This is a genomic window from Desulfotomaculum sp., from assembly GCA_003513005.1.
Lineage (GTDB): Bacteria > Bacillota > Desulfotomaculia > Desulfotomaculales > Nap2-2B > 46-80.
The window spans coordinates 1-6,317 of the sequence record DOTD01000079.1; the positions used below are offsets into that span (position 1 = coordinate 1).

Annotated in this window: 6 protein-coding genes and 1 CRISPR repeat array; all 6 genes read right to left on the reverse strand. The window is 48.2% G+C overall.

Annotation, left to right across the window (positions count from 1 at the left end):
• Positions 1 to 175 precede the first annotated feature (175 nt).
• From DEH07_10070 to DEH07_10095, 6 genes are read right to left on the reverse strand one after another with little or no spacing between them, the layout of a single operon-like run.
• Positions 176 to 478 carry a hypothetical protein gene (locus DEH07_10070; protein HBY04841.1) on the reverse strand — a complete coding sequence of 101 codons (303 nt, stop codon included), beginning with the start codon at positions 476 to 478 and terminating at the stop codon, positions 176 to 178.
• A 29-nt stretch (positions 479 to 507) separates the two neighbouring features.
• Entirely contained in the window at positions 508 to 1,086 is a 579-nt protein-coding gene (locus DEH07_10075; GenBank protein ID HBY04842.1) for a TetR/AcrR family transcriptional regulator, read from the reverse strand.
• 17 nt (positions 1,087 to 1,103) lie between these two features.
• Entirely contained in the window at positions 1,104 to 2,213 is a 1,110-nt protein-coding gene (locus DEH07_10080) for an ABC transporter permease (protein ID HBY04843.1), read from the reverse strand.
• 5 nt (positions 2,214 to 2,218) lie between these two features.
• A complete protein-coding gene (locus DEH07_10085; GenBank protein HBY04844.1) occupies positions 2,219 to 3,130 on the reverse strand; it encodes an ABC transporter ATP-binding protein in 912 nt (303 codons plus the stop codon).
• A complete protein-coding gene (locus DEH07_10090) occupies positions 3,131 to 4,039 on the reverse strand; it encodes an ABC transporter ATP-binding protein (protein HBY04845.1) in 909 nt (302 codons plus the stop codon).
• A gap of 25 nt (positions 4,040 to 4,064) precedes the next feature.
• Complete coding sequence (locus DEH07_10095) at positions 4,065 to 5,042, reverse strand: secretion protein HlyD (protein HBY04846.1); 978 nt, start codon at positions 5,040 to 5,042, stop codon at positions 4,065 to 4,067.
• Positions 5,043 to 5,396: 354 nt separating this feature from the next.
• Positions 5,397 to 6,283: a CRISPR direct-repeat array (repeat unit 32 nt; unit sequence GTTTCAATCCACGCACCCGCACGGGGTGCGAC).
• Positions 6,284 to 6,317 lie beyond the last annotated feature (34 nt).

Genomic DNA, 6,317 nt, shown 5'->3' on the forward strand with positions numbered 1-6,317 from the left:
GCCACACGCGGCCCCTGGTCCAGGAATGGATCATTGTCGTCCTTTCCGGTAATGAGAATCTGATCCGAAAGACCTTGAGGGACGTTAACTCCCACATGAAACGCAACATGATCGCCTACCTCTCGCACCGAAAGAGGAATCTCCAAATATTGGGCGAATTCGTTATTTAATGTTTTCAGAAATCTTTAATACTCATCTCTGTAGTTATAGTTACCATATTTTTTAAATATAACATGTAGCAACCTGTCCCAGAATTTATGAAAAGCAGGGAGAAGCAGGAGAATATTTCTTTTTGCTTCCCCTGGTAGTATATAAGAAATGTCTTGTGTATGCTAACAAATGATTTAACGAAGTGGAAGCCTGATCCCACAGCCAGTTGCCGGCCGGTAAACTGGCTGTTGTAGAGTTCGGCGTAAAAGCCGCCTTCAGCCAGAAGTTCCTCGTGATTACCCTGCTCAATGATGGCGCCTTTATTCATTGCTTGACGCCTCTTCATTCACCACTGTATCAGTGGCGCCCGGTATCTTCTACAACTCCATATAAATATATATTAAAAAGCGAATTAATGCTTTCTTCCAGGGACAGGTTGTTTTCCATAATGAAAACAGGATTAATCACGGATCTGATGCCGACCATCAAGGCAGTGGTAAAAATTTTGGGGTTGACCTTCCGGAAATATCCCTTTTCGTTGTTTAACAGCAGGCTTTCAAAATTTTGCTGGATTTTTTCCGCCCGGAATTGTTCAACTTTATCCCATAGATGAGGGTAATATTTTTGCAGATCATACAAGGCCAGAGGCTGGAACAACTTAACATTTTCAGTAACAACTCTGATTACGCCGGCAATCTTCTCAACGGGATCGTCTGAAGAAGAAAGGGCCTGGCGCACTTTTTGTTCCATAATAGATAAAAAGTCTGTTATTACAGAGTGAACGATATCTTCCTTGTTCTTGAAGTGGCGGTAGATTGTCCTTTTGCTCATACCCATGTGCGCCGCCAGTTCGTCCACTGTTACCCTCGAAAAACCGCGCACTGCGGCCAGTTCTTTGCAAGCCCCGGTTATTCTCTTTTTATAATCTGTTTCCATTTTTCATACCTGCCTGCTCAAGCAATTTTCTTCTTAAACTTTAAAATACTGATTGTGGTCAATACTACGGAAAAAATCAGCAGCGCCGCGACTTGGGGAACCAGGTAGAAAAAACCGATTCCCTTCAGGACGATTCCCCGGATAATTATTAAATAATAAGTGAGGGGGATAAAGTTTCCTATATACTGGATTATAACCGGCATGGCCTCTCTGGGAAACATAAAGCCGGATAAAAGAATACTTGGCAGCATGAAAAAGAAAGACATCTGGAAGGCCTGCATCTGGTTTTTGGCAATATTGGAGATCAATATGCCCACACCAAGAGAAGCGGTGATAAAAAAAAGAGTCAGCTCGTATAACTCCATCAGACTGCCCCGGATGGGCACGCCGAATACGGTAACGCCGACCAGCAGGGCGACAGTAACTTGAATGTAGCCTAGCGCTATATAGGGGATGATTTTGCCGATCATAAGTTCGAAGGACCGGATCGGAGCAACCATGAGCTGTTCCAGGGTGCCTCTTTCCCGTTCCCTGACAATAGCTGCGGAGGTCATGATGACCATAGTCATAGTCACAATGATCCCAAGTATAGCCGGGACCATGTAGTAAGCAGTAATGCCGTCCGGGTTGTACCATGGCCGCACCCTGATATCGTAAGGTATGTTTTGAATCTGGGCTTTCTGGATGATAATTCTTTGTGATTTTAACAGACCGATAGAATTGGCTGTGGCGATAGCCGTGGCCGAAACCATGCTGTCGGTGGCGTCCACCAGAACCTGGACCGCTGCTGTCTCCCCCTTCTTTAATTTCTCTTTGAAATCCGGCGGAAAGATTATGCCGACTCTGGCCTTGCCGCTGTCAATCAGGCTGGTTATTTCAGTATAACCTCCCGCGTTGTAAGTTATGTCAAAATAGCCGGAAGATCTGAAGGCATCCAGCAGGTCCCTGCTCTCGGCAGACATAGACTGGTCAAAAACAGCGGTGGGGATGTGTTTGACCTCGGTTTGAATGGCAAAACCAAATAAAAGCAGCTGGATCATCGGCAGCGCGAAGACCATGGCCAGGGTCAGCCGGTCACGCATCATTTGCAGCACTTCTTTTTTCATAATAGCTAAGATTTTGTTCATCCAGGTCACCCGCCTTTTTTCTGTTTGGCCAGGAAGATAAAAACATCTTCCAGGGAAGGTTTAATGATTTTCGCTTTAACTCCGGTGTACCGGTCCAATTCTTCGATGCGGTTTTGGGATTCCAGCAGCACATGCAGAAGGGGACCGTGGATAGAGCACTCTTTTACATAAGGGAGCTTTTCCAGATCATCAACTTTGTACAGGGCGTCGGGAAGGCTGATTTCCACCAGACACCCCTGGATAACGTTATTTTTCAGATTTTCCGGCGTGTCATCCGCGATAAGGTTTCCTTCAGCGATAAAAGCGATGCGATAGCAATGCTCGGCTTCATCCATGAAATGAGTGGTCACCATGACGGTTGTGCCTTCGCCGGCCATTTTCTGGATGATTTTAAAAAATTGGCGCCTGCTGGTGGGGCTGATGCCGCTGGTAGGCTCGTCTAGAAATAATATGGACGGTCGGGAAATAATGGTGCATCCCAGCGCCAGGCGCTGTTTCCACCCGCTGCTCAAGTTGACCACCATCTCGTCCTCCCTGCCTTTTAACATAGCCATTTCGATCATTTCGGGGATTCTTTTTTTGCGCTCGCGGCGCGGAATATCGTAGACACCCGCATAAAAGTCCAGGTTCTCATAAACCGTCAGGTCATCATAGAGGCTGAACTTCTGCGACATGTAGCCGATTTTGCGCTTAATCTTCTCCGCTTCCCTGGCTAGGTCGTAGCCAAGCACGGTACCGGAGCCGGAGGTGGGCTCCAGGATGCCGCACAGCATCCGGATTGTAGTCGATTTTCCCGAGCCGTTCGGTCCGAGGAAGCCATATATTTCCCCCTGCTTGATGTTCATTGATATCTTATTGACGGCAACGAAGGAACCAAAAACACGGGTCAGTTCGCGGGTGGTCACGACGTATTCCATTTAAACCGCCTCTTTCCCGGTAAGGGATACAAAAACGTCTTCCATGGAAGGAGTGATTTCTTCAAAACTGATAATGTGAATTCCTTTTTCGGAAAGCAGGCTGGTTATTCCGGCTTTTGCCCTTTCAGTATCGTTTACGGACACGTGGCACCTGTCGCCGTAAACATTGGCCTCCACCACTTCCGGGAGATTTTCAAGAAAATCAAGATCTTTGACGTCCGCCTTGATTTCCAAGATTTTTTGCGGAATCTGGCTTTTTAGGAAATCCGGGGCGCCTGCCGCCGCAATCTTCCCCCCGTCCATGAGGGCCACTTTTTTGCAGAGTTCCGCCTCATCCATGTAGGGAGTTGAAACAAGAAGAGTCACACCGTCTCTATTCAGCCGATACAATATTTTCCAGAATTCTTTGCGGGATTGGGGATCTACTCCAAAGGTCGGCTCATCCAGAATCATCAAACTTGGCCTGGCCACCAGAGCGCAGGTAAGAGCAAGCTTTTGCTTCATTCCTCCGGAAAGGTTGTCGGCTAAACGAGACTTAAATTCAATTAAGTCAGTCATTTCTAAGATTTCATCAGCCCGCTCGCGGATTGTTTTTGTGCTTAGATCATACAGGGAACCAAAGAAATGGATATTTTCCCAGACTGTCAGATCTCCGTAAAGGCTGAAACGCTGGGGCATATAACCAAATACTCCGGCAGACTTACGGTTATTTTTTTGCCCGCCGCCAAATAAAGCAACGGCGCCGCTGGTGGGGGTGATCAGTCCGCAGAGCATCCGGAGCAGGGTTGTTTTGCCGGCGCCGTCAGGTCCGACCAGGCCAAAAATATCCCCTTGCCTGACTTCTATTGAAACGTTGTTTACCGCCGCAAGGAGACCGAACATTTTGGTTAACTGGCGGGCTTCAATCACGCTTTCACTCTCCCTTTAGCGCTCCTTACAAAATCGTTACATCCGCGGGCATGCCGGGCTTTAAAACGCCGTTTTCATTCTTTATTCTTATTTTTACGGCGTAAACGATATTGGTACGTTCTTTCTTGGTTTGAATTGTTTTTGGAGTAAATTCCCCCTGGGAGGCTATTTCTTCAATTTGCCCCGTATATTTTACGGAACCCCCGCTTACCGTAAAGATTACCTGCTGTCCCAGTTTAATTTTGGGCAGGTCGTCCGTGGGGATGTAAACTTTGATCCACATGTTGTTCAGGTCGGCAATGGTCGCTACAGAGGCTCCGGTTTGAACCATTTCGCCATTTTCGACATTTTTGGAAAGTACCGTGCCGTTAATCGGGGTGATGATTTTGGTGTCTTCCACCAGCGCCCCGGATGCTTTTAAGATAGCTTTGCTTCGCTCCAGCTCCGCCCGGGCGGTTTTAATCTTATCCGGACGGTTGCCGGATAATAAGAGGCTCAGCCTGTTCTTGGCGGTATCAAGCTGGTTTTGGGCTTGCTTATAAGCTGTTTCCGATTTTTCCATTTCCGACTCGGGAATCACTTTTTGCTGGTATAGGGCCATTACTCTTTCGTAATCCCTGCCAGCCTGGTCATAGTTTGTCTGGGCGGTATCGACGGCAATTTCAGCTTCCTTGATTTCCTGCTCCCTTGCCCCGGAAGTCAGATCGTCCAGCTGCGCCTGGGCCTCTAAAACACCCAGGGCGTCTCTTTCTTTCTGGGCAATTAAATCATTTCTATTAATTACTGCCACAAGCTGGTCTTTTTTCACCCGCTCGCCTTCGGTAATTATAAAATCCCGCAGTGTGCCGGATAGTTTAGCCCGAAGTTCCACTTGTGTCACTTCGATGGTCCCGGTAGCCTGCAGGCCGGGCAGCTCTTTCTCTTTAATGAAATATGAATACACCAGGTAGCTTGCGGCGCAAAAAAGCGCTGCTATTAACACAACAGCCACTTTCTTTTTCATGCGGCCTTCCTCCCATTTTTTTTAATTGGTTAGAAAATGTGCGGATATGTTCTGTGCTTTGATTGTTAGACAGCAATATCTGTAATGATTTAATAAATGGGATATTATAGGTAAACTAATGATACTCAATTAGTGTCCGCATTTTCATAATATAACTTATATAATTTTTAAGCAACCATTTTTTACAAACAATTTTTTATACGTAAGCCTGTCATCGGCATTTATGAAAGGCCGCCCAGGAGTATCAGGCAGGAACATGAGACTTTCTGAGAAGACCGCTTACAAGACTTAAAACGGGGCAGACGGGCGCTTGCCATTAACAAGAAAAAGTCGTTAATTGTACCTACACCCATAGTTTCAATCCACGCACCCGCACGGGGTGCGACTTCCTGTTCTTTTGTAACGGCAAGTTCTCTTTCGGTTTCAATCCACGCACCCGCACGGGGTGCGACAAAAAGCATCGACAACTGCACCCGGAGAGCCTGTTTCAATCCACGCACCCGCACGGGGTGCGACTCTGGCAGCCAAAGGAGGCCGCCGATGACCAGTGTTTCAATCCACGCACCCGCACGGGGTGCGACGCACATCAAGAACAAAGAGGATGTGCAGATAACGTTTCAATCCACGCACCCGCACGGGGTGCGACTGGAGATATTCGGGGCGTATGTAGGACTTTGCAAGGTTTCAATCCACGCACCCGCACGGGGTGCGACAAACTACTACGCTACTAGTTTAAAAGCTTTAGGTGTTTCAATCCACGCACCCGCACGGGGTGCGACCACGTGTCCGAATCTATTTTGATAGTGAAAGTGTTTCAATCCACGCACCCGCACGGGGTGCGACGCCCGGTTATAACTGCAATAGCGGTACCAAATAAGGGTTTCAATCCACGCACCCGCACGGGGTGCGACACCGTTGGCGAAACCGTTACCGGAGCAGGCAACGGTTTCAATCCACGCACCCGCACGGGGTGCGACTTTCTGCCATAGCTTTCTTCTGCCCGCACCCCTGTTTCAATCCACGCACCCGCACGGGGTGCGACTCAGCAGCAGTGCCAAGTTTCTGCAGCTGAACAAGTTTCAATCCACGCACCCGCACGGGGTGCGACTCTTTCCGAATATATCAATCGCAATCACGATATCCGTTTCAATCCACGCACCCGCACGGGGTGCGACGATACAGTTTATGGCAAGGTATTCCAGGGGCTTGGTTTCAATCCACGCACCCGCACGGGGTGCGACCTACTAGCGATACGGCGGCAGCAGCAGCCAGGGG

What these genes read in the sequence shown, in the direction of transcription:
- DEH07_10070 (HBY04841.1), bottom strand. Translation starts at nt 478, where the DNA reads ATGAATAAAGGCGCCATCATTGAGCAGGGTAATCACGAGGAACTTCTG.
- DEH07_10075 (HBY04842.1), bottom strand. Translation starts at nt 1,086, where the DNA reads ATGGAAACAGATTATAAAAAGAGAATAACCGGGGCTTGCAAAGAACTG.
- DEH07_10080 (HBY04843.1), bottom strand. Translation starts at nt 2,213, where the DNA reads ATGAACAAAATCTTAGCTATTATGAAAAAAGAAGTGCTGCAAATGATG.
- DEH07_10085 (HBY04844.1), bottom strand. Translation starts at nt 3,130, where the DNA reads ATGGAATACGTCGTGACCACCCGCGAACTGACCCGTGTTTTTGGTTCC.
- DEH07_10095 (HBY04846.1), bottom strand. Translation starts at nt 5,042, where the DNA reads ATGAAAAAGAAAGTGGCTGTTGTGTTAATAGCAGCGCTTTTTTGCGCC.